This window comes from Streptomyces sp. NPDC001532 (assembly GCF_040298625.1).
Lineage (GTDB): Bacteria > Actinomycetota > Actinomycetes > Streptomycetales > Streptomycetaceae > Streptomyces.
This window is the reverse complement of sequence record NZ_JBEPAL010000007.1, coordinates 109227-134819: the sequence shown is the minus strand read 5'-3', so window position 1 is coordinate 134819 and position 25593 is coordinate 109227. Positions and strand designations below refer to the sequence as shown.

The window sequence follows — 25593 nt, the reverse complement described above, 5'->3', positions numbered from 1 at the left end:
CGGTCCGAATGTCGCACTTCAAAGGCGTCTCACCGTGTACTTCCCGTGATCAGGCCACCGGAAAACCCGGATTTTCCCGGCTTTCCGACGGCTTTGGTGATCACGGAAAGTAGATGACCTGAAAATCGCCCTTGTGATCGATCACACACGAGGCGGCCGGACGGGTGCCCCGAGAATTCCGCGCAAAGCGAACATCCTCGGGTGTGTCGGCCCATGGTCTCAGACGGGCAGGGTGACGCGCATGACGAGTCCACCTCCCTCGCGCGGCTGGGCCGCGATGTGCCCGCCGTGCGCCCGGGCCACGGACCGCGCGATGGACAGGCCGAGGCCGACGCCCTTGTCGCTGCCCGTGCGTTCCGTGCGCAGCCGCCGGAACGGCTCGAAGAGGTTGTCGATCTCGTACGCCGGCACCACCGGGCCGGTGTTGGAGACGACCAGCACCGCCTGACCGTGCTGGATCTCGGTGGTCACCTCGACCCAGCCGCCCTCCGGCACGTTGTACCGGACGGCGTTCTGCACCAGGTTCAGGGCGATCCGCTCCAGCAGCACGCCGTTGCCCTGGACCACCGCGGGAGCCCGCTCGCCCCGGATCCGCACGCCCTTCGCCTCGGCCTCGGCGTGCACCTGGTCGACGGCCTGCGAGGCCACCTCCGCGAGATCCACCGGCTTGCGCTCGATGATCTGGTTGTCGCTGCGGGCCAGCAGCAGCAGGCCCTCCACCAGCTGCTCGCTGCGCTCGTTGGTGGCCAGCAGGGTCTTGCCGAGCTGCTGGAGCTCCACGGGCGCGTGCGGGTCGGACAGGTGCACCTCCAGCAGCGTGCGGTTGATCGCCAGCGGGGTGCGCAGCTCGTGCGAGGCGTTGCCGACGAAGCGCTGCTGGGCGGTGAAGGCCCGCTGGAGGCGCTCCAGCATGTCGTCGAAGGTGTCCGCGAGCTCCTTCAGCTCGTCGTCCGGGCCGTCCAGCTCGATCCGGCGGGACAGGTCCGAGCCGGCCACCGCGCGGGCGGTGCGGGTGATCCGGCCGAGCGGCGACAGGACCCGGCCGGCCATGGCGTACCCGAAGGCGAACGCGATCACGGCGAGGCCGAGCAGGGTGAGCAGGGAGCGGCTGAGCAGGTTGTCCAGGGCGTGCTGGCGCTGCTCGTTGACGCACTCGTTCAGCGCCTCGTTCAGCTCGGCCGCGGGCAGCTCGGCGCTGCGCAGCTTGCACACCTCGCTGGACACACCACCGGAGACGATCTTGAAGGGCAGCTCGCCGCCGACGTTGAGGGCGCTGGCGGCGAACAGGTAGATGATCGACAGCAGCAGGATGCCCGCGATCAGGAACATGCCGCCGTACAGCAGGGTGAGCCGTATCCGGATGGTCGGGCGCAGCCACGGGAAGGGCGGTTCGGGTTTTCTCGGGTCCCAGGTGGGCTTGGGGGGCGCCGTAGGGGGCGCCGGCGTCGTGGCCACGGCGGATCAGATCCGGTAGCCGGAGCCGGGCACGGTGACGATGACGGGCGGCTCGCCCAGCTTGCGGCGCAGGGTCATGACGGTCACCCGGACGACGTTGGTGAACGGGTCGGTGTTCTCGTCCCAGGCCTTCTCCAGCAGCTGCTCGGCGGAGACGACGGCGCCCTCGCTGCGCATCAGCACCTCCAGGACCGCGAACTCCTTGGGCGCCAGCTGCACCTCCTTGCCGTCGCGGAAGACCTCGCGGCGGTTGGGGTCCAGCTTGATGCCGGCGCGCTCCAGGACGGGCGGCAGCGGCACGCTGGTGCGCCGGCCGAGGGCACGCACCCGGGCGATCAGCTCGCTGAACGCGAAGGGCTTGGGCAGGTAGTCGTCGGCGCCGATCTCCAGGCCCTCGACACGGTCGCTGACATCGCCGGAGGCCGTCAGCATCAGCACGCGGGTGGGCATGCCCAGTTCGACGATCTTGCGGCAGACGTCGTCGCCGTGCACCAGCGGGAGGTCGCGGTCGAGGACGACCACGTCGTAGTCGTTGACGCCGATGCGTTCCAGGGCGGCCGCACCGTCGTACACGACGTCGACGGCCATGGCCTCCCGGCGCAGCCCGGTGGCCACCGCATCGGCGAGCAGCTGCTCGTCCTCGACGACGAGTACGCGCACGTCGCTGTCCTTCCTGTGTCCGCCCGCGCGACGCCGATGGGCGCGCGCGGGCAGGGTCTGGGTGGGTGTGTGGAGCTCCATCCTGCCCTTTTCGGCCATAAGTCGGCGGTAAGTCGGGGCGGCGGGGGCCGGCCGGGGGCCCGGGGAACGGCGGGGCGAAGCTTCGGCGAACGAGCGGCGGCGGGCCGGTGAGATCACGCCTCGCGGCCCGGGAATGCGAGATTTTCTCCGGCGGTTGAGGTTTTCGCGGAAGACAGCGGGGGGAGGACGGTTTACACCCCGCGATCACGCTCTGCTTGTGCCGCAGCACCATGCGGTACGCCGCCGCCGCTTCACGCAGAGTGGGCGTGGGTGTCCGGCACCGTCGCCGCCCAGCTGGGCAGCGCTGGGCACTCATGAGACGTGATCGCCCCTTCCGAACGGCACACCCCCGTGCCACCGACCCACGACCCAGGACGAGGGGGCGCAGCATGGACGCTTTCACCTCAGGACTTCTGCAGCGCATAAGGGCGACCGAGTCCGACCTGACGCGGGCTCTCGACGAGGGCGACGAGTTCCTCGTCGACGTGGAGCAGGGCGAGCTCGACGACCTGCGCCGCCTCGCCGCCGAGCACGGCGTGGAAGTCGGCGTGTACCGCGTCTGATCCGGTCCACACGCACAAGGCGGGCCCCGGCGAATCCATCGCCGGGGCCCGCTCTGTGTGCGCGTGAGGGTCTGGAGGGCGGCGCGTCAGTCGTGCCAGGCCCCGAAGTCCTCCAGGAGCCGCTGGAGGGGCTCGAAGACGCCCGGGGTCCCGGCGACCGTCAGCTCCCCCGAGGGGCGCTCTCCGGGCCGTCCACCGGTCACCGCGCCCGCCTCCCGGGCGATCAGGTCACCGGCGGCGAGGTCCCAGGGGTGCAGACCGCGCTCGTAGTAGCCGTCGAGGCGGCCGGCGGCGACGTCGCACAGGTCGACCGCGGCCGAGCCGCTGCGCCGGATGTCGCGCAGCCGCGGGATCAGCCGCCGGGCGATCTCGGCCTGGTGGGTGCGGACGTCGGTGACGTAGTTGAAGCCGGTCGAGACCAGGGCCTGGTCCAGCGGCGGCGCCGGACGGCAGCGCAGGACGCGCTCCCCCTCCCAGGCGCCGGTGGCCCACGCCCCGCGTCCGCGCACCGCGCAGTACGTCTCGCCGCGCATCGGGGCGGCGACGACGCCGGCCACGGTCTCGCCGTCCTGCTCGGCGGCGATGGAGACGGCCCAGGTGGGCAGCCCGTAGAGGTAGTTCACGGTGCCGTCGAGGGGGTCGATGACCCAGCGGACGCCGCTGGTGCCGTCGGCGGCGGTGCCCTCCTCGCCGAGGAAGCCGTCGTCGGGGCGGCGCTCGGTGAGGAAGCCGGTGATCAGCTTCTCGGCGGCGATGTCCATCTCGGTGACCACGTCGATGGGGCTCGACTTGGTCGCGGCCACGCCGAGGTCGGCCGGGCGCCCGTCGCGCAGCAGGTCGCCGGCGCGGCGGGCGGCCTCCTGGGCGAGCGCGAGGAGCTCGGTGGGGAGGGTGTCGGTCACGGGGGTCCTCACGCGTAGGGGCTGTCGACGCCCGCGGCGGCGGGGCGGGGGGCGCGGGCCGGGCAGCAGCCGACGGGGCAGAGGTCGTGGCCGGCGCCGAGCGCGCCGAGGGCGCACGGGGTGATGCGCTGACCGCGTTCGGTGGCGGAGCGCTCCAGGATCAGCTCGCGGACGCCGGCGGCGAAGCGCGGGTCGGCGCCGACGGTGGCGGAGCGGCGCAGCGGCAGGCCCAGCTCCTCGGCCTTGGCCTTGGCCTCGGTGTCGAGGTCGTACAGGACCTCCATGTGGTCGGAGACGAAGCCGATGGGGGCCATGACGACGGCCGGGACCCCGGCGGCGTGCCGCTCCTCCAGGTGGTCGCAGATGTCGGGCTCCAGCCACGGGATGTGCGGGGCGCCGGAGCGGGACTGGTAGACGAGCTGCCAGGGGTGGTCGACGCCGGTGCGCTCGCGGACCGCGTCGGCGATCACCCGGGCCACGTCCAGGTGCTGGGCGACGTACGCGCCGCCGTCGCCGTGGGCCTCGGCCGGGCCGGAGGTGTCGGCCGCGCTGATCGGGATGGAGTGCGTGGTGAAGGCGAGGTGGGCGCCGTCGCGGACGTCCTCGGGGAGGTCGGCGAGGGAGGCCAGGACGCCCTCGATCATGGGCTCCAGGAAGCCCGGGTGGTTGAAGTAGTGCCGCAGCTTGTCGATCCTCGGCAGCTCCAGGCCCTCGGCCTCCAGGGTGGCGAGCGCGTCGGCGAGGTTCTCGCGGTACTGCCGGCAGCCGGAGTAGGAGGCGTAGGCGCTGGTGGCCAGGACCAGGATGCGGCGGCGGCCGTCGCGGACCATCTCGCGCAGGGTGTCGGTGAGGTACGGCGCCCAGTTGCGGTTGCCCCAGTACACCGGCAGGTCGAGGCGGTGCTCGGCGAAGTCCTTGTGCAGGGCGTCCAGCAGGGCGCGGTTCTGGTCGTTGATCGGGCTGACCCCGCCGAACAGGAAGTAGTGCCGGCCGACTTCCTTCAGGCGTTCCTTGGGGATGCCTCGCCCGCGCGTCACGTTCTCCAGGAACGGCACCACGTCGTCCGGCCCTTCCGGGCCGCCGAAGGAGAGCAGGAGCAGGGCGTCGTAGGGGGTGGCATCGAGCGCGTCTGGCATGAGAACGATCCTGCCACCCGGCACTGACAGCGCGGAAACGGCGGGGTGCCGGTCGGGGCCGGGCCTGCTCCGGGCGGGTGCGTTAGGGTGACCTAATTAGTAAGCTGTAGCAACCACCTTCACGCCTTACGACCACCTTCACGCCTTACGGACGTACCGAGCCGCCGGAGAGCCCGTGCCCAGCCCCTACCGCGCCCTGTTCGCCGCACCCGGCTCCACGGCGTTCTCCGCCGCCGGCCTCCTCGGCCGGATGCCGCTGTCGATGATGGGCATCGGCGTCGTCACCATGATCTCCCAGCTCACCGGCCGGTACGGGCTCGCGGGCGCGCTGTCGGCGACCATCGCGCTGGCGGCCGCGGTGGCCGGCCCGCAGGTGTCCCGGCTGGTCGACCAGTACGGGCAGCGCCGGGTGCTGCGCCCGGCGACCCTGCTGTCGCTGGCCGCCGCCGCCCTGCTGCTGCTCGCCGCGCACTACGGCTGGCCGGACTGGGTGCTGTTCGTGGCCTGTGTCGGCATCGGCTGTGTGCCGAGCGTCGGCGCGATGATCCGGGCCCGGTGGGCCGCCGTGTACCGGGGCACTCCGCAGCTGCACACCGCGTACTCCTTCGAGTCCGTGGTGGACGAGATCTGCTTCATCTTCGGGCCGATCATCTCCATCGGCCTGTCCACCGCCTGGTTCCCGGAGGCCGGTCCGCTGCTGGCCGCCGGCTTCCTGGCGGTCGGCGTCTTCTGGCTGACCGCGCAGCGCGCCACCGAGCCCGAGCCGCACCCGCGTGAGGACGGCGACGGCGGCCGCGCGAGCGCGCTGCGCTCCCCCGGTCTGCAGGTCCTGGTGAGCACGTTCGTGGCGACCGGCGCGATCTTCGGCGCGGTCGACGTGGTCACCGTGGCCTTCGCCGACGAGCAGGGCCACAAGGGCGCCGCCAGCCTCGTGCTCGCGCTGTACGCGGCGGGTTCCTGTGTGGCGGGGGCCGTTTTCGGGCTGCTGCGCTTCAAGGGGGCGCCCGAACCTCGCTGGCTGCTGGGTGTCTGCGCGATGGCCGTGAGTATGATCCCCCTCCTACTGGTCGGGAACCTGCCGTTTCTGGCCGTGGCGCTCTTCGTCGCGGGCCTGTCCATCGCTCCCACGATGATCACGACGATGTCCCTGATCGAAGAGCACGTACCGCGCGCGCAGCTGACCGAGGGCATGACCTGGGTGAGCACCGGGCTCGCCGTGGGTGTCGCGCTCGGCTCCTCGGTGGCCGGGTGGGTCATCGACGCGGCCGGTGCGCGCGCCGGGTACGGGGTTCCGGCGGTGTCCGGTGCCGTCGCGGTCGCGGTCGGTTTCCTCGGGTACCGCCGGCTCAAGCGGCCGGCTCCGGGTCGGGGAGGCACCGTTGAGCAGCACAGCGAGCGGGAAGAGCGGCACGTGGCGTAACTGGGGCGGCAATGTCGCCGCCCGCCCCGCGCGGGAGGTCACACCGGCTTCCGTGGAGGAGCTGTCCGCGGCGGTGCGCGCGGCCGCGGAGGACGGCCTGCCGGTGAAGGCGGTCGGCAGCGGGCACTCCTTCACGTCCATAGCCGCCACCGACGGCGTGCTCATACGCCCGCAGCTGCTGACCGGCATACGCGACATCGACCGCGAGGCCGGCACGGTCACGGTCCAGGCCGGCACTCCGCTGCGGCGGCTCAACATGGCCCTGGCCCGCGAGGGCCTGTCGCTGGCCAACATGGGCGACATCATGGAGCAGACCGTCTCCGGGGCCGTCAGCACCGGCACCCACGGCACCGGCCGCGAGTCGGGCTCGATCGCCGCCCAGATCAAAGGCCTGGAACTGGTCACGGCCGACGGCTCGGTGCTCACCTGCTCCGAGAAGGAGAACGCCGACGTCTTCGCGGCGGCCCGGATCGGCCTGGGCGCCCTGGGCATCGTCACCGCGATCACCTTCGCCGTGGAGCCGGTCTTCCTGCTCACCGCGCGGGAGGAGCCGATGCCGCTGGAGCGGGTCCTCGCCGAGTTCGACGAACTGTGGGCCGAGAACGAGCACTTCGAGTTCTACTGGTTCCCGCACACCGGCAGCACCAACACCAAGCGCAACAACCGCAGCGCCGGCCCCCAGCGGCCGGTGAGCCCGGTCAAGGGCTGGATCGAGGACGAGTTCCTGTCCAACGGGGTGTTCCAGGCGGCCAACTGGGTCGGCCGCGCGGTGCCCGCCACCATCCCCGCCATCGCCCGGGTCTCCAGCAAGGCGCTGTCCGCGCGGACCTACACCGACATCCCGTACAAGGTCTTCACCTCACCGCGCCGGGTGCGCTTCGTGGAGATGGAGTACGCCGTCCCGCGCGCGGCCCTGGTCGACACGCTGCGCGAGCTGAAGGCGATGGTCGACCGCTCCCCGCTGCGGATCAGCTTCCCGGTGGAGGTGCGCACCGCCCCGGCCGACGACATCACGCTGTCGACGGCGTCCGGCCGGGACAGCGCGTACATCGCGGTCCACATGTTCCGCGGCACGCCCTACCAGGCGTACTTCACCGCCGCCGAGCGGATCTTCACCGCGCACGAGGGGCGCCCGCACTGGGGCAAGGTGCACACGCGGGACGCCGAGTACTTCGCCGGGGTCTATCCGCGGTTCGGCGAGTTCACCGCGCTGCGGGACCGTCTTGATCCGGAACGGCGGTTCCGGAACGACTACTTGCGGAGGGTGCTGGGGGCGTAGCGGACGCGCCCGGCGGCGTCGGCGGGTCCGTATCCCCGTCGGTTGCCTCGGGGGACGCGCTCGGCGCCGGGCTGTCCGCCTCACCGCTGTCACCGCCGCCCGGGACGGCGTCCGACGGTGTGGTGGCGTCCTCGTCCTGCGGGGCGTCGGCGGACGGGGCCGAGGAAGCCGAGCCGTCCGAGTCCTGCGTGCCGCCGGACCCACCGGGCTCCTGGGACCGTCCGGAGTCGCCGGAGTCGCCGGAGTCGTCCGGATCCGTCGAGTGCGAGGGCGACTTGGCCCGGCCGGAGAGCGCGTCGCCGACCGTGGTGCTCCGCCCGCCGCTGAAACTGCTGCCGGAGACCAGCTCGTAGGCCGTGATGCCGGTCATGGTGACCCCGAAGACCAGGGCCGCCGCCAGCACCGGCCGCCGCCGGCCCCGCACCCGCGCCCGGTAGACGGTGCCCTCGGTGAACTCCCCGGGCACGGGCGGCGCTTGCTCCGCCACGGGCACCCGCTCCCGCGCCTCCCGGGGCCGGGCGGCCACCGTGGCGTCGCGCAACTGCTCGCCGGTGCGCTTGAAGAAGTGCTGGAACAGCGAACCGCCGCAGGTGGCGACGGCACTGACCAGGCCGGCGCCGAGGATCGTCCCGTAGACACCGAAGTACGAGGCGAGTTTGGCGGCCACGACCGCGGCCACCGCGCTGCCCGCGACCTGGGGCACGCTGAGATCGATCCGCTTCCTCCTCACCTCCTCCCCGGCGCTCGACTCCTGGACGACATCGGGCCTTTCACGCATTCCCTGGCCTTGCCTGCCTTTCCCGTACTAGATCGACCGACTGCACGAGATGGGGACGTACCGGCGAAAGCGTGAGTTCCGTTTCCGGCGATTCCGTGAACTACGCCACGTTTTCGATCGAGGAAAACCGGCCATGGACGGCCAAGTCCCACTCCTGGTGGAAAGTTGGGCGGCGCGCCAATCCACGCACGTGGTCCAAATGGAGTACTGTTGCGAGCCCTGGGTCCGGGCTCCCGCCAGGGTGTCCGGGGCCGGTCAAGGACCGCCGGGAGGGGGCTTGTTGCACAGGGTGACGGAGTTGGTCACTTAGCGTTGCGAATAGGTAACCGTGCCATAACGGCGATCCAGGGCCCGCGCCCGACACGCCGGGCAACTCGGCAAGGTTGTGGCAGGCTGCACCCGGGCAGGCCACACTCGACTAGCGGAAGCAGCGACGCACGTGACGTCGGCAGGCACCACCCGGGAGGTCCCCATGCCCGAACTGCGTGTCGTGGCCGTCTCCAATGACGGCACACGGCTGGTGCTGAAGGCTGCGGACAGCACGGAGTACACGCTTCCCATCGACGAACGGCTCCGCGCCGCCGTGCGCGGCGACCGTCCCCGCCTCGGCCAGATCGAGATCGAGGTGGAGAGCCATCTCCGCCCCCGAGACATCCAGGCGCGGATACGCGCGGGCGCGACTGCGGAAGAAGTCGCCCAGATGGCCGGCATCCCCGTCGATCGCGTACGCCGCTTCGAGGGTCCCGTGCTCGCCGAGCGTGCCTTCATGGCCGAGCGAGCCCGCAAGACCCCGGTCCGCCGCCCCGGCGAGAACTCCGGTCCGCTGCTCGGCGAGGCCGTCCAGGAACGGCTGCTGCTGCGCGGCGCCGACAAGGACACCGTCCAGTGGGACTCCTGGCGCCGGGACGACGGCACCTGGGAAGTGCTGCTGGTCTACCGCGTCGCCGGCGAACCGCACTCGGCGAGCTGGACCTACGACCCGCCCCGGCGCCTCGTCCAGGCCGTCGACGACGAGGCGCGTTCGCTGATCGGCGAGTCCGACGACCTCGGGGCGCCCGAGCCCAGCTTCCCCTTCGTCCCGCGGATCGCCCGGCTGCCGCGCGACCGCGCGCTGGCCGGTTCCCTCGACCGGGACCGCGACCGGGAGCGGCCCAGCCTGCCGGCGGCCGCGCCGGAGCCGGCGGAGGAGACCACGGCCACGGCCGAACGGGACTCGCTGACCAGCCTGCTGGAGGCGGTGCCGAGCTTCCGCGGCGACCTGGTGGTGCCGGAACGCCCCACGGAGGCCGTCGAGGAGCCGGACGACGAGCCCGTGGCGGAGGAACCCCCGGCGCCCGCCGCCTCGGCCGGCTCCGCCTACGCCGACGTCCTCATGCCGCGTTCCGTGGGCAGCCACCGCGACCGCCTCATCGGCGCCACCGACCGCCAGGCCGAGGCCGACGGCGTCCGTCCGGGCCGCCGCGCGGCCGTCCCGAGCTGGGACGAGATCGTGTTCGGCACCCGGCGCAAGAAGCAGGAGTAACCGGCCCTACGACCGTGAGGGCCCGCGGGGGCGACACGGCGGGCCCTTCGCTCGCGCGCGGCCGACGGCCCGTCGGGGCTCCACGCCGGAGAGGGGCAGCGTCGTACGGGCGTACGAGGATCCCGTACGCCCGTGCGCGGAATCGCCGCGGTGTGCGCCCCCGCGCCCGGCCGAGCCTCAGCGCGCCCCCTACTGCGGGTCCGCGCCCACCGCCACCGGGCGGTCCGGGTCCGAGGACCACTCCGACCAGGAGCCGACATAGAGCGCCGCGGGGATGCCGGCGACCGCGAGGGCCAGCACCTCGTGCGCCCCGGAGACGCCCGAGCCGCAGTACACGCCGACCTCCGCGTCCTCGGCCGCGCCGAGCGCCTTGAAGCGGGAGCGCAGTTCCTCGGCGGGCAGGAAGTGGCCGTCGGGGGTGACGTTCTCGGTGGTGGGGGCCGACACCGCGCCCGGGATGTGGCCGCCGACGCGGTCGATGGGCTCCACGTCACCGCGGTAGCGCTCCGCCGCACGGGCGTCGAACAGGACTCCGGAGCGGGCCAGCGCGGCGGCGCCGTCGGCGTCCAGCAGCCCCGTTCCCGGAACCGGCCGGAAATCGCCCTCCTCGGGCGCCGGGGTCTCCTCGGACAGCGGCCCCCGCCAGGACGGCAGTCCGCCGTCCAGGACCCGCACGTCCGGGTGACCCGTCCAGCGCAGCAGCCACCAGGCGCGGGCCGCCGCCCAGCCCTGGCCGCCGTCGTACACGACCACCGGCCTGCCGGAGCTCACGCCCGCCCGGCGCATCGCGGCACCGAACTCCGCCAGGTCGGGCAGCGGATGCCGGCCCCGCTCACCCGGTGCTCCGGCCAGTTCCCGGTCCAGGTCGACGAAGGCGGCACCCGGCAGATGACCGGCCGCGTACGCCGCCCGGCCGTCGAAGGCGGGCTCGCCGGCCGCCTTGGCGATGCTCAGCTGCCAGCGGACATCGAGCAGTACGGGCGGGTTCTCCCCCGCCAGGTCGCTCGCGAGTTCGGATGCGGAGATGATGGCGTTCATGGCCACCATCCTGGCGTACGGGGTGGCCGCAGCGTCCATGTCCGGCTACTCTGCTCCGCCAAGCAGGCCCGATCACGAGGCGTAGGGAATCGGGCACGCGCAGTACAGCCCCGGGTACCACCGATCGACATCCGCGGGCCACCGTCCCGAAACGGACAGGAACCGCAGATCGGGCATTCTCCGGTCACCGGACGAGATGCGGCGGCGCGCCCGAGCGCGCGGCACCGAGCGTGGTGCGAGCATCGGCACGGTGATCCGGAGGCGGAAGCGACGCGGCGCCGTGAGGGGCCGAGGAGAGAGTGACGATGACCGAGGCACGGGGGCCGGCCGGCCGGCACGGTGAACACGCCCGGTACGCGCCCGGCACGCCCTGCTGGGTGAGCCTGATGGTGCACGGGATGGCCGCGACCCAGGAGTTCTACGGATCGCTGTTCGGCTGGGACTTCCGCCCGGGCCCCCAGCAACTCGGCCCCTACGTACGGGCCCTGCTCGACGGCCGTGAGGTGGCCGGCATCGGACAACTGCCGCCCGACCGGCACCTCCCCGTGGCCTGGACCCCCTACCTCGCCTCCGACGACGCGGGCCGGACGGCGGAGACCGCGCGGCTGTGCGGCGGGACGATCGGCGTGGGGCCGCTGGACGCGGCGGAGGCCGGCCGGATGGCGATCGGCTCCGACCCCTCGGGGGCCGTCTTCGGGATCTGGCAGGCGGCGGCGCACCTCGGCACGGCCGCCTCCGGCGGGCCGGGCACGCCGGTCTGGAACGAGCTGCTGACCTTCGAGTCGGCGACCGTCGCCAAGTTCTACGAGACCGTGTTCGGGTACGAGGAGGAGCCGCTGGTCTCCCCCGACTCCGACTACGTCACCCTGCGCGTCGACGGCCGGGCGGTCGCCGGGATCCGCGGTGTGGGGCACGCGCTGCCCCGGGACCGGGGGCCGCACTGGCTGACCTGCTTCGAGGTGGCCCGGGTGGAGGAGGCCGTGGGCCGGCTGATCGAACTGGGCGGGCACGTCCTCGCCCCGGTCGAGGACACCGGCCGCGGCCGGGCCGCCACGGTGACCGACCCCGAGGGCGCCCGGTTCTGCCTGCTCCAGCGCCCCTGACGCCGGCGGCTCAGGCGGGTGGTACCGGCAGGACGTCCGGGGACAGCGCCGCCGCGCGGGCCGTCGCCGCCGTCATCCGACGCCGGTGGTGCCGGCGGCACAGCACCTCGTAGCCGACGGCCTCCGCCTGGTTGACGTCGCCGACGACCACCTGGGCGCCCTCGACGACCATCTCCCCGCCGATGGTGCGGGCGTTGTGGGTGGCGCGGGCACCGCACCAGCACAGGGCCTCGACCTGGAGCACCTCGACGCGGTCGGCCAGCTCCACCAGGCGCTGGGAGCCGGGGAAGAGCTTGGTGCGGAAGTCGGTGGTGATGCCGAAGGCGTAGACGTCCAGCCCCAGGTCGTCGACCACGCGGGCGAGTTGGTCGATCTGCTCCGGCGCCAGGAACTGCGCCTCGTCCGCGATCACGTAGTCCGCGCGGCGGCCGTGCGAGAGGTGGTCGACCAGGTAGGCGTACAGGTCCATGCCGTCCTGGACCTCGACCGCGTCGGTGACCAGGCCGAGCCGGGAGGACAGCTTGCCCTCGCCCGCGCGGTCGTCGCGGGTGAAGATCATGCCCTGGAGCCCGCGCGCGGAGCGGTTGTGCTCGATCTGGAGAGCCAGTGTCGACTTCCCGCAGTCCATGGTTCCGGAGAAGAACACCAGCTCGGGCATGGCAGGGTGAGCACCTTTCGGCGGGATCGTCATGGTCGGGAGCCTCAGGAACGTACTTCGAGCAGCGGGACGAGCTGCTCGGCCGGGGTCATCGAGCCGTGGTTGCCGACCATCGCCGACTCCTTGGGCTCCCGCTCGGAGGCGATGATCAGCACGTCGTCCCGCGCGGCGGCGACGACATCGCCGATGCGTCCGTACACCCGTTCGTCGATCTGCGGCCCGAACCAGCCGGCGGCGATCGCCTCGTCGCGGGAGGCGACCCAGAACTGCTCGCCGAGCACCTCGCGCCAGCAGGTCAGGACGTCGTTCGCGGCGCCCGGCACCGCGTAGACGTGCCGGGCCCGGCCCTCGCCGCCGAGCAGGGCGACCCCGGCGCGCAGCTCCCAGTCCTCGTCGAAGTCGATGCGGTGCTGCTCGTCGAAGGGCACGTCGACCATGCCGTGGTCGGCGGTGACGTACAGCGCGCTGCGCGGCGGCAGCTGCTCGGCCAGCCGCTGGACCAGCCGGTCGACGTACATCAGCTGGCCGCGCCAGGTGTCGGAGTCGACGCCGAAGCGGTGGCCGGCGCCGTCGACCTCGGCGTAGTACGTGTAGACGAGGCTGCGGTCGCCGGCGGCCAGCTGTTCGGCCGCGAGGTCCATGCGGTCCTCGCCGGACAGCCGCCCGTGGAAGGTGCCGCCGCTGAGCGCGACCTTGGTCAGCGGGGTGTTCGCGAAGGCCGGGGAGGACACCTGCGCCGCGTGCACTCCCGCGCGGTCGGCCAGGTCGAAGATCGTGGGGTACGGCTGCCAGGCGCCCGGGTCGGTCCAGGGCTGCCAGCGCAGCTGGTTCATCAGCTGGCCGGTGGCCGGATCGCGCACGGTGTAGCCGGGCAGGCCGTGGGCGCCGGGGGGCAGACCGGTGCCGACGGAGGCCAGCGAGGTCGCCGTGGTCGCCGGGTAGCCGGTGGTCAGGGGGCGGCCGGTGCCGCCGCGGGAGCTGGCGAGCAGCGAGGTGAGGAAGGGGGCCTCGTCGGGGTGCGCCTTCAGCTGCTCCCAGCCGAGGCCGTCGATCAGGAACACGCAGTTCCGGTCGGCGGGGGTCAGCTCGGAGATGGCGGGCGTCGCGCCGGGCACGCCCAGGCCGGCGGCCAGGGTGGGCAGCAGATCGGCGAGCGAGCCCGTGCCGTACTCGGGCAGGGGCGCCGAGTCGACGGCGAGGGGTTCCGGATGGGAGTCCCAGGAGGTGGGCTGCTGGACCATCAGCGGGTCGGGTCCGCGGTCGCCTCGGAGATGGCCTGCGCGAAGACGAGCGCCTGGCGCACCGTCTCGGGGCCGTCGCCGGCCTCGCTGACGCGCAGGCTGAGGTCGTCCGCCGTCGAGCTGCCGGTGTAGCCGTGGTCGGCCTCGCAGTTGGGGTCGCCGCAGGCGGCGGGCTCCAGGTCGATGCGGGAGACGGCGCCCCAGCCGATGGTCAGCACCACTTCGCGCGGCAGCGTGCCCGGCGTGTACGACTCCGGGTTGGCGACCACGCGGCTCACCACGACCGACGAGATCCGGTCGAGCTTCACGGACTCGGTGGAGGTGGTGGCGTACGGCGTCGGGGAGGTGGTGTCGGCGGCCTGCTCGTCGGTGTGGCTGACGATGAAGCGGTTGCCGGTGAGGACCAGCACGGTGACATGCCGGCGCACCTCGTTCTGGTCGAACGTGGTCTCCTGGTGGACCAGGTACGACCGGATGGGCTCGCCGCCCACGGCGGCCTCCACCGCCTCGGCCACGAGGGCCGGGTAGTAGCCGCTGCGCTCGATCGCCGCTCGCAGCCCCTGGGTCGTCGTACTGGTCTTGGCCATGACGTCCATCCTACGGTGGCGCACCGACTGCGAGGCACCGCTCGGGACGGCTTCGGCGGTCGTGACCGGCTCGGTACCGGGTCAGTAGGCGGGCAGCGTCCGCGGGCCCAGGTCGTCTCGGGCGGGCGGCGGGGCCAGGCGTACCGAGGCGCCCAGGACGCTGACGCCGTGGGGTGCGACGACGACCGGTTCCAGGGTGACCGCGACCACTTCGGGGTGGTCGTCGACGAGCCGGGAGACGCGCAGCAGCAGCTCCTCCAGGGCGGGGGTGTCGACCGGTGCGGAGCCGCGCCAGCCGAACAGCAGCGGTGCCGTGCGGATCGAGCGGACCAGGGTGGTGGCCTCGCGGTCGGTGACCGGAATGAGCCGGTGCGCCATGTCGCCGAGCAGCTGCGAGGCGGCCCCGGCGAGACCGAAGGAGAGCACCGCTCCGGCGGCGGGGTCGATCACCGCGCGTACGACGGTGTCGACGCCGCGCGGTGCCATGCCCTGCACCACCGGGCGCAGCTCCTCCGGCGTCCCGAACAGCTCGGTCAACTCGGTGTACGCCCGGCGCAGTTGCTCCTCGTCCGCCAGGTCCAGCCGGACGCCGCCGAGGTCCGCGCGGTGCCTGAGGTGCGGGGCGGTGGCCTTGAGGGCGACGGGGTAGCCGAGGGAGCGGGCGGCGGCGACGGCGTCCTCGGGGGTGGGGGCGGGGAGCGCGCGGCGCACGGGGATGCCGTAGCGGCCCAGCAGCTCGCAGGTCTCGTCGGTGCCGAGGGTGAGGCCCTGCCCGCGCGCGAGGAGGCCCTCGATCAGCCGGGCGGCGCCCTTCTCGTCGATGTCCTCGTACTCGGGCACCTTGCCGGGGTCGGCGGCCTCGCGTCGCCACTGCCCGTACTTCACGGCCTCGGCGAGGGCGCGGACCGCGCGTTCGGCGGCGGGGTAGGCGGGGATCAGCCGGGTGCCGTCGGGGGTGCCGGCGGCGGGGGCCGGCGCGGGGCCGGTGTCCGGGACCGGGGTGTCCGGGGTGGCGGCACGCGCGCGGGGGGCGGTGCTGGTGGCGGCGGACAGGGCCTCGGCGAGGCCGCCCAGTTCCACGTGCACGACCAGCACCGGCTTGGACGGCGCGCCCTCGGCCGCCGACCGCAGCGCCTCGGCCAGCGCGGCGTCCCCGGCGGGCGTCTCGCCGATCGCGGGTATCGCGGTGACCACCACGGCGTCACAGGTGTCGTCGGCCAGCGCGCGGGCCAGTGCCGCGCGGAAGTCCTCCGGTGCGGCGGCCGTCGTGAGGTCGAGCGGGGGCGTGGGCCGCAGGCCCTCGGAGAGGCAGGCGTCGTAGGTGAGCAGTCCCAGGGACTCGGAGTTGCCGAGGATGGCGACGCGCGGGCCGGCGGGCAGCGGCTGGCGGGCGAGCAGCAGACCGGTGTCCACCAGTTCCGTGATGGTGTCCACGCGCAGCACGCCGGCCTGCCGGAGCAGCGCGGAGACGGTGGCGGGCGGCAGCCGGGTCGCGCGCACCGCGTGTCCCTGCGGGGCGGATCCGGCGCCCTGCACGACGACCAGGGGCTTGGCGGCCGCCGTACGCCGTGCCAGGCGGGTGAACTTGCGGGGGTTGCCGATGGACTCCAGGTACATGAGGACGACGTCGGTGTCCGGGTCGTCGTACCAGTACTGGAGGACGTCGTTGCCGGACACGTCCGCGCGGTTGCCGGAGGAGACGAAGGTGGAGACGCCGGTGACCCCGGTGACGCCGCCGCCTCGCCGGTGCAGGCGGGACAGCAGGGCGATGCCGATGGCGCCGGACTGGGCGAACAGGCCGATCCGGCCGGGGCGGGGCAGCTCGGGGGCGAGGGAGGCGTTGAGCCGGACCTGCGGGGAGTTGTTGATGATCCCGAACGCGTTGGGGCCGATGATCCGCATCCCGTACGCGCGTGCCTGGCGGACGAGGGCCCGCTGGCGCTCGCGTCCCTCGGGGCCGCTCTCGGCGTATCCGGCGGAGAGGACCACGAGGCCCTGCACCCCGTGCTCGCCGCACTCGGCGACGACCTCGGGCACGTGTTCGGCCGGGACGGCGACGACCGCGAGGTCGACGGGGCCGTCGATGTCGCGCACCGACCGGTGGGCCGGCACTCCGTCGAGTTCCCGCTGCCCGTCGGGCAGCGCCTTGTTCACGGCGTACAGCGGCCCGGTGAAACCGGCGTCCCGGATGTTGCCCAGCACGCCGCGGCCGACGCCTCCGGGCGTGCGGCCTGCGCCGACGACGGCGACCGAGCCGGGGGCGAGCAGCCGCTGCACGGACCGCGCCTCCGCGCGGTGTTCGCGCGCGTACTGCACGGCCAGGGAGCGGTCGGTGGGTTCGAGGTCGAGTTCCAGGCGGACGACGCCGTCCTCGAAGCTGCGCTTCTGGGTGTACCCGGCGTCCGTGAACACCTTGATCATCTTGTTGTTGGCGGGCAGCACCTCGGCGGCGAAGCGGCGGATGCCGCGCTCGCGGGCGACGGCGGCGACGTGCTCCAGCAGGGCGGAGGCGACGCCGCGGCCCTGGTGGGCGTCCTGCACGAGGAAGGCGACCTCGGCCTCGTCGGCGGGGGCGGAGGCGGGCAGTCCGTCGGCGCCGATGCGGTCGTAGCGCACGGTGGCGATGAACTCGCCGCCGATGGTGGCCGCGAGTCCCACCCGGTCCACGAAGTCGTGGTGCGTGAAGCGGTGGACGTCCTTCGCGGACAGCCGCGGGTAGGGCGCGAAGAAGCGGTAGTACTTCGACTCGTCCGACACCTGCTCGTAGAAGCTGACCAGGCGCTCCGCGTCGTCGACCGTGATGGGGCGGACGCGCGCGGTGCCGCCGTCGCGCAGCACCACGTCGGCTTCCCAGTGGGCGGGGTACTCGTGCCGGTCCGACGAGGTCTGCATGGGCCCCAGAGTACGGCTCGCGTCCGACAACGGCGCGGGGCAGTCTGTGGGGGACGGGAGCCGGACCGAGGCCGCGGTCCGGCGACGTCTCCGGGGGTGAGGCACGCCCGCTCCGGGCATGCCTCACCGTATGGGAAACTGGTCTAGACAACCCTGAACACCTGAAGGGCAGCATCACATGGCTGAGCGCCGCGTCAACGTCGGCTGGGCCGAGGGTCTCCACGCCCGCCCCGCCTCCATCTTCGTCCGAGCCGCCACGGCCTCCGGCGTCCCGGTCACGATCGCCAAGGCCGACGGGAACCCCGTCAACGCGGCCTCCATGCTGGCCGTCCTCGGCCTGGGCGCCCAGGGCGGCGAGGAGATCGTGCTCGCCTCCGACGCCGAGGGCGCGGACGCCGCGCTCGACCGTCTGGCCAAGCTGGTCTCCGAGGGCCTCGAGGAGCTTCCCGAGACCGTCTGACGCTCGGCGGCAGCCGCATCGGAGCCGCGTCGCCCCTGCCGGGCGGCGCGGCTTCGCCATTCCCCCGCATTCCCCGTATCTCCCGAAAAACTTATGGGGCGCCGCGGCGCCGGCCGACGCGGAATTCCAGGCGCGCCAACCACGCGAGAGAACTTTTCCGGGCACGCGGAAGCGGCCCGACGGGAGAATTCCCGGCGTGCCGATAAAAGGGCAGGACGAATACCAGGCCGCTTGATATCTGCTCTTTGTATACGGTGCCCGTGTTAATGCCGCAGGCCCGACATGTTTACGGCATGTTGCGAGTTCCTCACACGCTCCGGCCGTTCGGCGGCCGAGCCCGGGCGGAACCGCAGCCGGTGCGCGGCGAGGGAGCGCTCGGTGTGCAGGGCGGTGAGCGCCCGGGCCCGCTCGCTGTCCCCGCGCGCCACCGCGTCCACGATCGCGCCGTGCTCGGCCCAGGCCTCCGCGGGGCCGGCCGACGCCTCCACCGCGTACATCCAGGCGATCTTGTGCCGCAGCTGGGTGAGCATCGAGGTCAGGGCGGGGCTGCCGGAGGCCTGGGCCAGCGTCTCGTGGAACCAGCCGCCCAGAGAGCGCAGATCGTCACTGTGGCCCCGGCGGGCCCGCTCCTGGCCCAGCCGGACCAGTCCGCGCAGCACCTTCAGATGCGCCTCGGTGCGCCGCTGCGCCGCGCGGGAGGCACCCAGCGGCTCCAGCAGCAGTCGCATCTCCAGCAGGTCGGAGGCCTCCTGCTCGGTGGGTTCGGCGACGCACGCGCCCGCGTGCCGCCGGGTCACCACGAACCCCTCCGCCTCCAGCGTGCGCAGGGCCTCCCGGACGGGCACGCGCGAGACGCCGTAGCGGCGGGCGAGCAGTTCCTCGGTGAGCCGGCTGCCGCGCTCGTAGACACCCGCGACGATGTCGTCCCGGATCGCCGTGCAGACCGAGTGCGCCGGAATACGCATGACCGACCTCCGCCTTAATCCCCGTGAAACGTCGCTGATTGACGTGTGTTCAGTGACTCTATTGCAATGAGCCGCAATTTCCGATGGCGGGCCGGAATCCATGGATATTTTTTGGACAGCGGGGCGTCCGAAACACCGAAAGCCCCGGCCGGGGCCGGGGCTTCGGGAAGGCTTGTGGAGCGGTGGCGGGCCGCCGTCAGATGCGCACGCCGTGCGCGCGCAGATAGGCGACCGGGTCGATGTCCGAGCCGTACTCCGCGCTGGTGCGGGCCTCGAAGTGCAGATGCGCGCCGGTGACGTTGCCGGTGGCGCCGGACAGGGCGATCTGCTGGCCCGGGGTCACCGTCTGGCCGACGGACACCCCGATGGAGGACAGGTGGCCGTACTGGGTGTACGTGCCGTCGTGCATCCGGATCACCACCTGGTTGCCGTACGCCCCGCCCCAGCCGGCCTCGACGACCGTGCCGGCGCCGACCGCGTGGACGGAGGTGCCGCTCGCGGCGTGGAAGTCGACGCCGGTGTGGCTGCCGGAGGACCACAGGGCGCCGCCGGACTGGTAGCCGGTGGAGACGTAGGAGCCGGCGATCGGCAGCACGAAGGTGTTGAGGCGCTTGCGCTCGGCCTCACGGGCGGCGCGCTCCTCGGCCGCGCGGGCCTTGACGACCGCCTGCTCGGCCCGCTCGGCGGCGGCGGCCTCGGCCTCGCGCTCGGCGGCGGCCTGCTCGGCGGCCTGCTGCTGGGCGGCGGCCTGGGCGTCGATCTGCTGGGCGACCGTGTCGCCGATGGTGATCACCGGCAGCAGGCCGGTCTGCTCGGCGGCCGGCTCGGCGGCGAGCGAGGGGCCCGCCAGGGTACCGATGACACCGGTGGTGGTGAGCGCCGCGACACCCGCGGCGCGGGCGGTGGTGCGGTGCATCCGGCTGGGACGACGGTGCTTCCCGGTGGCGCGCGTGAACGCCATGAAGTGGCTGGTCCTTTCCTTCCCTCTCGCCTACCGGGTTAGCTGACGGGTTCGGAGCAGGAAGGTCTCCTACGGACTTCCTCGCGACCGCGCGGGCGTCCGATTCACCCCAGGGACTTATGGGTTGGGTCCCCGGCTCCCCTGGCTCGCGCCGTACGGGGACTCGGCGATGACTGTCCGGTGCCGCGGGTGCGGCGCACTGCCTGACGAACAGCCCGGATGACGCTAAGCGGGCGCACTTTCAATTCCCAAACCGATCCGGGCTTTTGTAGCGCATGCCACAGGTCAGACAGGCAGCCTCTCCCTCAATTCGGACATCAAGGGGCCCTGGTGACGCATCGGTCACCAGGGCCCCTCGACATCCGCTCGGCTGCCGCCTCGTCTACTCGGCCGTCACGACGGTGACTTCGCCGATGCCAAGAGCCTCGACGGGCTCCTTGATCTGCGCCGCGTCACCGACCAGGACCGTCACCAGACGGTCCACCGGGAAGGCGTTGACGACCGCGGCGGTGGCCTCGACCGTGCCGGTCGCCGCCAGCTGCCGGTACAGCGTCGCCTGGTAGTCGTCCGGCAGGTGCTGCTCGACCTGGTCGGCCAGCGTGCTCGCCACGGCCGCCGCCGTCTCGTACTTCAGCGGCGCCACACCGACCAGGTTCTGCACGGCGACGTCCCGCTCGGCGTCGGTCAGGCCGCCCTCCGCGAGCTTGCGCAGCACCGCCCACAGGTCCTCCAGCGCCGGACCGGTGTTCGGGGTGTCCACGGAGCCGCTGATGGCCAGCAGCGAGGCGCCGGTGCCGTCCGGGGCGGACCGCAGGACCTGCCCGAACGACCGCACGCCGTAGGTGTAGCCCTTCTCCTCGCGCAGGACACGGTCCAGGCGGGAGGTGAGGGTGCCGCCGAGGCAGTAGGTGCCGAGCACCTGGGCGGGCCAGACACGGTCGTGCCGGTCGGCGCCGACACGGCCGATGAGCAGCTGGGTCTGGACCGCGCCGGGACGGTCGACGATGACCACGCGGCCGGTGTCGTCGGCGGTGACCGGCGGCACCGGGCGGGGCTCGGCCGAGGAGCCCGTCCAGGCGCCCAGGGTCTCGCCGAGCAGGGCGTCCAGGTCGATGCCGGTGAGGTCGCCGACCACCACGGCGGTGGCCGTGCCCGGGCGGACGTGCCGCTCGTAGAAGCCGCGGACGGCCGCCGCGTCGATCTTCGCGACCGTCTCCTCGGTGCCCTGGCGGGGGCGCGACATGCGCGACGAGGCCGGGAACAGCTCCCTGGACAGTTCCTTGGCGGCGCGCCGCGCGGGGTTGGCCAGCTCGTGCGGGATCTCGTCCAGCCGGTTGCGGACCAGCCGCTCGACCTCGCTGTCGGCGAAGGCGGGCGCGCGCAGCGCGTCGGCGAGCAGGCCGAGGCCCTTCTCCAGCCGGGAGGCCGGGACCTCCAGGCTCAGCCGGACGCCCGGGTGGTCGGCGTGCGCGTCCAGGGTGGCACCGGCGCGCTCCAGCTCGGCGGCGAAGTCCTCGGCGGAGTGCTTGTCGGTGCCCTCGGAGAAGGCCCGCGCCATGATCGTGGCGACGCCGTCCAGGCCGGCCGGCTCGGCGTCCAGCGGGGCGTCCAGCAGCACCTCGACGGCGACGACCTGCTGGCCGGGGCGGTGGCAGCGCAGGACCGTCAGGCCGTTGTCGAGGGTGGCGCGGGTGGGCGCCGGGAACGCCCAGGGCTTGGCGTCGCCCGGGTGCGGCTGCGGGTGGAAGTCCATCGTGGCGAGCTCGGTCACTTGGCCGCCTCCTCGTTGTCGTCGGCGGCTTCCACGGTCGCCGCGGATTCGGGGTCCTGGGTGCCCTCGACGTCCTCGGGCTGCTCGGGGCTGATCGGCTCGTAGACGAGCACCGCGCGGTTGTCGGGCCGCAGGCGGGCCTTGGCGACCTCCTGGACCTCCTCCGCCGTCACCTCCAGCACCCGCTGCACGGCGGTCAGGGCGAGCTGCGGGTCGCCGAACAGCACCGCGTAGCGGCAGAGTTCGTCGGCGCGGCCGGCGACCGTGCCCAGCCGGTCCAGCCACTCGCGCTCCAGCTGGGCCTGGGCGCGCTCCATCTCCTCGGCGGTCGGGCCCTCCTCGGCGAAGCGGGCCAGCTCCTCGTCGATGGCGGCCTCGATCACCGGCACCTCGACGTCGCCGGAGGTCTTCACGTCCAGCCAGCCCAGGGAGGGTGCCCCGGCCAGCCGCAGCAGGCCGAAGCCGGCCGCGACGGCCGTGCGGTCCCGGCGGACGAGACGGTTGTAGAGGCGGGAGGACTCGCCGCCGCCGAGGACGGTGAGCGCCAGGTCGGCCGCGTCGCACGCGCGCGTGCCGTCGTGCGGGAGGCGGTAGGCGGCCATCAGGGCGCGCGCCGGGACCTCCTCCTCGACGACCTCGCGCAGCTGCTCGCCGATGACCTCCGGCAGCGAGCCGTCGCGCGGGGCGGGCTTGCCGTCGTGGGAGGCGATGGAGCCGAAGTACTTCTCGATCCAGGCGAGGGTCTGCTCGGGGTCGATGTCGCCGACGACCGAGAGCACCGCGTTGTTGGGCGCGTAGTAGGTGCGGAAGAACGCGCGCGCGTCCTCCAGGGTCGCCGCGTCCAGGTCGGCCATCGAGCCGATCGGCGTGTGGTGGTAGGGGTGGCCCTCCGGGTAGGCGAGGGCGGTCAGCTTCTCGAAGGCGGTGCCGTAGGGCACGTTGTCGTAGCGCTGGCGGCGCTCGTTCTTGACGACGTCGCGCTGGTTCTCCATGGACTCGTCGTCCAGGGCGGCCAGCAGGGAGCCCATGCGGTCGGCCTCCAGCCAGAGCGCGAGCTCCAGCTGGTGGGCGGGCATGGTCTCGAAGTAGTTGGTGCGCTCGAAGCTGGTGGTGCCGTTGAGCGAGCCGCCCGCGCCCTGCACCAGCTCGAAGTGACCGTTGCCCTTGACCTGGGCGGAGCCCTGGAACATCAAGTGCTCGAAAAGGTGAGCCAGGCCGGTACGCCCCTTGACCTCGTGGCGCGAGCCGACGTCGTACCAGAGGCACACCGCCGCGACCGGGGTCAGGTGGTCCTCGGAGAGCACCACGCGCAGGCCGTTGGACAGGCGGTGCTCGGTCGCTGTCAGGCCGCCGGAGCCTGCCTCGGCTGTGGCCGTGTGACCCATGGGCATGTACGTCCCTTCGATCGCTGATGCGGTGGCTGAGACCGCTTGTTTCCTGCCGGTCCTGCCACTGTATGCAAGCGTGCGGACGGTCTGCGAAGTTCCCGTGGCGCGTACGCCGAGAGCGAGAACCGGGTTGTCCGCCGAGAGGGCGTAGCCTGCGGGCAGCGGGGGGCCGGGCGGCCTACGCCGGGTCCCGCTCCGCGTTGTCAGTGCCGCGGTCCACAATGGTCCGCGTCAGATCCGTTCACACGCTTCAGCAAGGAGCCAGGCAGCGATGGCCCGCCGCAGCACGAAGACCCCGCCGCCCGACGACTCGTACGAGGAGAAGATTCTCGACATCGACGTCGTCGACGAGATGCAGGGCTCCTTCCTTGAGTACGCGTACTCGGTCATCTACTCCCGCGCCCTGCCGGACGCCCGTGACGGTCTCAAGCCGGTGCACCGGCGCATCGTCTACCAGATGAACGAGATGGGCCTGCGCCCGGAGCGCGGCTATGTGAAGTGCGCCCGCGTGGTCGGCGAGGTCATGGGCAAGCTGCACCCGCACGGTGACGCGTCGATCTACGACGCCCTGGTGCGCATGGCCCAGCCGTTCTCGATGCGGGTCCCGCTGGTGGACGGCCACGGCAACTTCGGCTCCCTGGGCAACGACGACCCGCCGGCCGCCATGCGGTACACCGAGTGCCGGATGGCCGCGGCCACCGGTCTGATGACCGAGTCCATCGAAGAGGACACGGTCGACTTCGCCCCGAACTACGACGGCCAGGAGCGGGAGCCGGTCGCGCTGCCCGCCGCCTTCCCGAACCTCCTGGTGAACGGCGCCTCCGGCATCGCGGTCGGCATGGCCACCAACATGCCGCCGCACAACCTGGGCGAGGTCATCGCCGCCGCCCGCCATCTGATCCGCCACCCGAACGCCGACCTCGACGCGCTGATGAAGCACGTCCCGGGCCCCGACCTGCCCACCGGCGGCCGGATCGTCGGCCTGGCCGGGATCAGGGACGCGTACGAGAGCGGCCGCGGCACCTTCAAGATCCGCGCCACCGTGTCGGTGGAGACCGTCACGGCCCGCCGCAAGGGCCTGGTCGTCACCGAGCTGCCCTTCACGGTCGGCCCCGAGAAGGTCATCGCCAAGATCAAGGACCTGGTCGGTTCCAAGAAGATCCAGGGCATCGCCGACGTCAAGGACCTCACCGACCGCGAGCACGGGCTGCGCCTGGTCATCGAGATCAAGAACGGCTTCGTGCCCGAGGCGGTCCTGGAGCAGCTCTACAAGCTGACGCCGATGGAGGAGTCCTTCGGCATCAACAACGTGGCGCTGGTGGACGGCCAGCCGCTGACGCTGGGCCTGAAGGAGCTGCTGGAGGTCTACCTCGACCACCGCTTCGAGGTCGTGCGGCGCCGCTCGGAGTTCCGCCGCGGCAAGCGGCGCGACCGGCTGCACCTGGTCGAGGGCCTGCTCACCGCGCTGGTCGACATCGACGAGGTCATCCGGCTGATCCGCTCCAGCGACAACTCCGCGCAGGCCAAGGAGCGCCTGATCGAGCGCTTCTCGCTGAGCGAGACCCAGACGCAGTACATCCTGGACACCCCGCTGCGCCGCCTCACCAAGTACGACCGCATCGAGCTGGAGGCGGAGAAGGACCGGCTCAACAGCGAGATCGAGGAGCTGACCCGGATCCTGGAGTCGGACGCGGAGCTGCGCAAGCTGGTCTCCAACGAACTGGCCTCGGTGGCCAAGAAGTTCGGCACCGAGCGGCGTACGGTCCTGCTGGAGTCCGCGGGCACCACGGCCGCCGCCGTGCCGCTCCAGGTGGCGGACGACCCGTGCCGGGTGCTGCTGTCCTCGACGGGTCTGTTGGCCCGTACGGCCAACGCCGAGCCGTTCGCGGAGGACGCCGACGCCCGGCGCGCCAAGCACGACGTGATCGTCTCCGCGGTGCCGGCCACGGCCCGCGGCGAGGTGGGCGCGGTGACCTCGGCGGGCCGGCTGCTGCGGATCAACGTCGTCGACCTGCCCCAGCTGCCGGAGACCGCCGCCGCGCCCACCGTCTCGGGCGGTGCGCCGCTGGCGGAGTTCGTCACCCTGGAGGACGACGAGACGGTGGTCTGCCTGACCACGCTCGACGAGTCCTCTCCGGGCCTGGCGCTCGGCACCGCGCAGGGCGTCGTCAAGCGCGTGGTCCCGGACTACCCGTCCAACAAGGACGAGCTGGAGGTGATCACCCTCAAGGAGGGTGACCGGATCGTCGGCGCGGTTGAGCTGCGCACCGGCGAGGAGGACCTGGTCTTCATCACCGACGACGCCCAGCTGCTGCGCTATCAGGCCGCGCAGGTCCGTCCGCAGGGCCGGCCCGCGGGCGGCATGGCGGGCATCAAGCTCACCGACGGCGCCAAGGTCATCTCGTTCACGGCCGTCGATCCGGCCGCCGACGCGATCGTCTTCACCGTCGCGGGCTCGCGCGGCACGCTGGACGACTCCGTCCAGACGACCGCCAAGGTGACCCCGTTCGACCAGTTCCCGCGCAAGGGCCGGGCCACCGGCGGCGTGCGCTGCCAGCGGTTCCTGAAGGGCGAGGACTGCCTGTCCTTCGCCTGGACGGGCGCGGTCCCGGCGAAGGCCGCCCAGAAGAACGGCACGCCGGCCGAGCTCCCCGAGATCGACCCGCGCCGCGACGGTTCGGGCGTGTCCCTGGCGAAGACGGTGGCGGCGGTGGCGGGGCCGCTGTAGGCACC

Annotated in this window: 21 protein-coding genes and 1 riboswitch; of the genes, 7 read left to right on the top strand and 14 right to left on the bottom strand. The window is 72.8% G+C overall.

All coding sequences use genetic code 11. The features are described from left to right. Window positions 1-219: 219 nt before the first annotated feature. Together ABT232_RS09630 and ABT232_RS09625 are read right to left on the bottom strand one after the other, a co-directional pair. Complete coding sequence (locus ABT232_RS09630; protein ID WP_351838231.1) at window positions 220-1455, bottom strand: sensor histidine kinase; 1236 nt, start codon at window positions 1453-1455, stop codon at window positions 220-222. A 6-nt stretch (window positions 1456-1461) separates the two neighbouring features. Then, window positions 1462-2115 (bottom strand): response regulator transcription factor, encoded by a 654-nt coding sequence (locus ABT232_RS09625; protein WP_003993508.1) that lies wholly within the window; start codon window positions 2113-2115, stop codon window positions 1462-1464. 470 nt (window positions 2116-2585) lie between these two features. Between ABT232_RS09625 and ABT232_RS09620 the strand changes: the two genes are divergently transcribed. Further along, window positions 2586-2759, top strand: coding sequence for a hypothetical protein (locus ABT232_RS09620; RefSeq protein ID WP_351838229.1), 174 nt, complete (start codon window positions 2586-2588; stop codon window positions 2757-2759). Window positions 2760-2845: 86 nt separating this feature from the next. On the opposite strand, the gene ABT232_RS09615 is transcribed toward ABT232_RS09620, so the two are convergent. Both ABT232_RS09615 and ABT232_RS09610 read right to left on the bottom strand, forming a co-directional pair. Beyond that, a complete protein-coding gene (locus ABT232_RS09615; RefSeq protein ID WP_351838226.1) occupies window positions 2846-3661 on the bottom strand; it encodes an inositol monophosphatase family protein in 816 nt (271 codons plus the stop codon). An 8-nt stretch (window positions 3662-3669) separates the two neighbouring features. Then, complete coding sequence (locus ABT232_RS09610) at window positions 3670-4797, bottom strand: ferrochelatase (protein ID WP_351838224.1); 1128 nt, start codon at window positions 4795-4797, stop codon at window positions 3670-3672. A gap of 175 nt (window positions 4798-4972) precedes the next feature. Here ABT232_RS09610 and ABT232_RS09605 point away from each other — a divergent pair, with 175 nt between their 5' ends. Both ABT232_RS09605 and ABT232_RS09600 read left to right on the top strand, forming a co-directional pair. Next, window positions 4973-6217: an MFS transporter gene (locus tag ABT232_RS09605; protein WP_351838221.1), complete on the top strand. Its 1245-nt coding sequence runs from the start codon at window positions 4973-4975 to the stop codon at window positions 6215-6217. Beyond that, the gene (locus ABT232_RS09600; RefSeq protein ID WP_351838219.1) at window positions 6177-7496 is read left to right on the top strand and encodes a D-arabinono-1,4-lactone oxidase; all 1320 of its coding nucleotides are present in this window, start codon (window positions 6177-6179) and stop codon (window positions 7494-7496) included. The genes ABT232_RS09605 and ABT232_RS09600 overlap by 41 nt, the downstream gene beginning before the upstream one ends. On the opposite strand, the gene ABT232_RS09595 is transcribed toward ABT232_RS09600, so the two are convergent. Then, window positions 7420-8274 carry a hypothetical protein gene (locus ABT232_RS09595; RefSeq protein WP_351838216.1) on the bottom strand — a complete coding sequence of 285 codons (855 nt, stop codon included), beginning with the start codon at window positions 8272-8274 and terminating at the stop codon, window positions 7420-7422. The two genes, ABT232_RS09600 and ABT232_RS09595, sit on opposite strands and share 77 nt — an antisense overlap. 472 nt (window positions 8275-8746) lie before the next feature. On the opposite strand from ABT232_RS09595, the gene sepH reads away from it, so the two are divergent. Beyond that, entirely contained in the window at window positions 8747-9796 is a 1050-nt protein-coding gene (gene sepH, locus ABT232_RS09590) for a septation protein SepH (protein WP_351838214.1), read from the top strand. 189 nt (window positions 9797-9985) lie between these two features. On the opposite strand, the gene ABT232_RS09585 is transcribed toward sepH, so the two are convergent. Then, window positions 9986-10834 carry a sulfurtransferase gene (locus ABT232_RS09585; RefSeq protein ID WP_351838434.1) on the bottom strand — a complete coding sequence of 283 codons (849 nt, stop codon included), beginning with the start codon at window positions 10832-10834 and terminating at the stop codon, window positions 9986-9988. Window positions 10835-11139: 305 nt separating this feature from the next. Here ABT232_RS09585 and ABT232_RS09580 point away from each other — a divergent pair, with 305 nt between their 5' ends. Next, the gene (locus ABT232_RS09580) at window positions 11140-11937 is read left to right on the top strand and encodes a VOC family protein (protein ID WP_351838211.1); all 798 of its coding nucleotides are present in this window, start codon (window positions 11140-11142) and stop codon (window positions 11935-11937) included. A gap of 10 nt (window positions 11938-11947) precedes the next feature. Here the strand turns inward: ABT232_RS09580 and ABT232_RS09575 are convergent, their stop codons facing one another. The 4 genes from ABT232_RS09575 to ABT232_RS09560 form a co-directional block, all read right to left on the bottom strand. Next, window positions 11948-12595 carry a thymidine kinase gene (locus ABT232_RS09575; protein WP_351838208.1) on the bottom strand — a complete coding sequence of 216 codons (648 nt, stop codon included), beginning with the start codon at window positions 12593-12595 and terminating at the stop codon, window positions 11948-11950. A 44-nt stretch (window positions 12596-12639) separates the two neighbouring features. After that, entirely contained in the window at window positions 12640-13836 is a 1197-nt protein-coding gene (locus ABT232_RS09570; RefSeq protein ID WP_351838206.1) for an alkaline phosphatase family protein, read from the bottom strand. Further along, window positions 13836-14432 (bottom strand): DUF5998 family protein, encoded by a 597-nt coding sequence (locus ABT232_RS09565; protein ID WP_351838431.1) that lies wholly within the window; start codon window positions 14430-14432, stop codon window positions 13836-13838. Before ABT232_RS09565 ends, ABT232_RS09570 begins: the two co-directional genes overlap by 1 nt. A gap of 72 nt (window positions 14433-14504) precedes the next feature. After that, entirely contained in the window at window positions 14505-17315 is a 2811-nt protein-coding gene (locus ABT232_RS09560; RefSeq protein WP_351838204.1) for a bifunctional acetate--CoA ligase family protein/GNAT family N-acetyltransferase, read from the bottom strand. Between the two features lie 178 nt (window positions 17316-17493). Between ABT232_RS09560 and ABT232_RS09555 the strand changes: the two genes are divergently transcribed. Next, on the top strand, window positions 17494-17775 hold the full coding sequence (locus ABT232_RS09555; protein ID WP_138962230.1) for an HPr family phosphocarrier protein: 282 nt from the start codon (window positions 17494-17496) through the stop codon (window positions 17773-17775). Window positions 17776-18038: 263 nt separating this feature from the next. Here the strand turns inward: ABT232_RS09555 and ABT232_RS09550 are convergent, their stop codons facing one another. The 4 genes from ABT232_RS09550 to ABT232_RS09535 form a co-directional block, all read right to left on the bottom strand. Further along, window positions 18039-18740 (bottom strand): GntR family transcriptional regulator, encoded by a 702-nt coding sequence (locus ABT232_RS09550; protein WP_351838201.1) that lies wholly within the window; start codon window positions 18738-18740, stop codon window positions 18039-18041. 196 nt (window positions 18741-18936) lie between these two features. Further along, window positions 18937-19701 carry a M23 family metallopeptidase gene (locus ABT232_RS09545; protein WP_351838198.1) on the bottom strand — a complete coding sequence of 255 codons (765 nt, stop codon included), beginning with the start codon at window positions 19699-19701 and terminating at the stop codon, window positions 18937-18939. Window positions 19702-19713: 12 nt separating this feature from the next. Beyond that, window positions 19714-19880: riboswitch (cyclic di-AMP (ydaO/yuaA leader) on the bottom strand. Window positions 19881-20083: 203 nt separating this feature from the next. Continuing rightward, a complete protein-coding gene (locus tag ABT232_RS09540; protein WP_351838195.1) occupies window positions 20084-21472 on the bottom strand; it encodes a M16 family metallopeptidase in 1389 nt (462 codons plus the stop codon). Continuing rightward, complete coding sequence (locus tag ABT232_RS09535) at window positions 21469-22863, bottom strand: M16 family metallopeptidase (protein WP_351838193.1); 1395 nt, start codon at window positions 22861-22863, stop codon at window positions 21469-21471. The genes ABT232_RS09540 and ABT232_RS09535 overlap by 4 nt, the downstream gene beginning before the upstream one ends. Window positions 22864-23131: 268 nt before the next feature. Between ABT232_RS09535 and ABT232_RS09530 the strand changes: the two genes are divergently transcribed. After that, window positions 23132-25588: a DNA gyrase/topoisomerase IV subunit A gene (locus ABT232_RS09530; RefSeq protein WP_351838191.1), complete on the top strand. Its 2457-nt coding sequence runs from the start codon at window positions 23132-23134 to the stop codon at window positions 25586-25588. Window positions 25589-25593: the final 5 nt, after the last annotated feature.